Origin of the sequence: Streptomyces sp. SBT349 (assembly GCF_001083795.1) — a bacterium.
Classification (GTDB): Bacteria; Actinomycetota; Actinomycetes; order Streptomycetales; family Streptomycetaceae; genus Streptomyces.
The window spans coordinates 1-1875 of sequence record NZ_LAVK01000618.1; the positions used below are offsets into that span (position 1 = coordinate 1).

1 protein-coding gene is annotated in these 1875 nt (G+C 78.3%); it reads left to right on the forward strand.

The features are described 5' to 3' along the window. On the forward strand, nucleotides 1-1805 hold a 1805-nt coding region (locus ADY01_RS35240; protein WP_049580925.1), incomplete at its 5' end, for a hypothetical protein. Nucleotides 1806-1875: the final 70 nt, after the last annotated feature.

Below are 1875 nucleotides of genomic sequence, written 5' to 3' on the forward strand. Positions count from 1 at the left end.
GGCTCGGGGCGCGGCGCGCGTGGCGGCGGCTGGTGCGGGGGTGCGCGCTGGGCGACCCGCGCGCCCAGGACGCGGTGCGCGCCGTGGCCGGTGAGCTGCCCGAGGCGGATGTGCTGGACCTGCTGGCGGTGGCGCCGGGGGAGCCCGCCGAACGGGCGGCGTATCTGGCGCTGATCGGTCAGGACGGCCAGCGGCTCGCGTTGGATCCGGAGGGTGCGCTGCTGGCGTTGGCCTACCGGGCGGCGGGGCCCGAGGTGCGCGAGCGGCTGCGGGGGGTGCTGGCCGCCGGGGGCGACACCGAGGTGATCCGGGTCGTCGTCGCCGGCGAGCGGCGCGACCGCGTCACCGAACTGTCCCGGGGTGAACTCGACTACCTCGGCCGCCACTTGGCCGAGGGCGGGCGGTGGGACGAGCTGCGGCGCCTGGCCACCGACCTGCCCCTGGCCGAGGCAGCGGCGGCGGCCCGCCTGCTCCCCGAGGCCGAACGCACCGGAGCCGTCGCCGCCCTTGCCGCGCGGGACCCGCGCCCCGCGGTCGAACGCCTGCCGCGCACCCGCCAGTTGGTCGGCCCGAGTCGCCACTGCCTCGGCGTCGCGCTCTCCCCGGACGCCTCGGAGGCGGTCTTCCTCTCCGACACGCGGAGCCAGGACGGGTTCGAGAGCTGGCTGGCCGACATGCGGCTGGGCGACGGACACATCTCGTACCGGGCTCAGCTGTCCCCGTTGAACAGGGAGGGGCGGCCGTCCCTGCTGCACCTGGGGGACCGGATCCTCGTGAGGACCGTGCACGACAAGCGTCGGCGCGCGACGGTGTGGTGCCTGTGGGGGGAGCGGGTGACGGTGCCGGGCCACCAGCTCTCGGACCTGCGCAGGTCGAGCGCCGGGGCGGTGATGCTCGACCCCGGGGGCCTGCTCCTCGTCGACGCGGGTGCCGACCGGCCGCGCCGCGTGCCGATCCCCGCGCTCGGCGGGGCCCCGCTCGGTGGGGTCCCGCTCGGCGGGGCGGAGCCCGGCGCGGCGGAGCCCGGCCGGGGCATCGTCGGCCCCGAGGGGCTGTTCGCGCTCGCGACGCTGCCCGCCGAGCGGCTGGTGGCGTTCTTCGACCGCGATCACCTGTATGTCGTCGACGAGGACGGGGAGTTGCTCCACGACGCCCCGACGCCGGGGCCGCCGCCCGGCCCGTGGGGGAGCGCGGCGCTCACGTTCCTCTCCCCGCGCTCGCTGGCCCTGCACCGGCTCCGGCCGCCGGGCGGCGGGGACGACGGGCCGGAGCGGGAGCAGTACACCGAGGTGTGGGACCTGCCCCCGGGCGGTGACCGTGCCCGCCGCGCCGAGGCGCTCCCGGGGCCGATCGCGGCGCGGTGGCCCTCCGAGACGTGGGCGGGGCTGCCGCTCGACCCGGCCTTCGCCGGGCGGATCCACTCCCCCGACGGGCTCCGGACCGACACGGCGCCCCCCTGGGTCGCCGCGGCGGAGCCGGAACGGCGCCTGGTCGCGATCGACCCGTGGGGGGACATCCTCGTCACCGTCGTCGCGGGGGTCCTTGAGGTCCACAGCTCCCATCTCCCGGCGGCGCGTGCGCTGTTGGAGCGGCCGATGCTGCACTTCGCGCCCGGCGACCTGGCGCGCGTCGACGAGGTGCGGACGCGGGTGGGGGCGCCGGACGTGCGGGAGGCGCTCGACCTGCTGAGCGAGTGCCTGGACGAGCGGTTCGGGGGCGACATCGCGCTGGGGACGGCGGGCGGGCCCGTTCCGGCGGCGGGGCCGCACGACATCGGGCTGAGCGTGGAACGGGAGGACGCGTGAACGGGGCCGAGCGCGCCGCCCGGCTGCTGGACCGCGCGGCGCCAGGAGCGGCGGGTTGCGCGGCACGGGC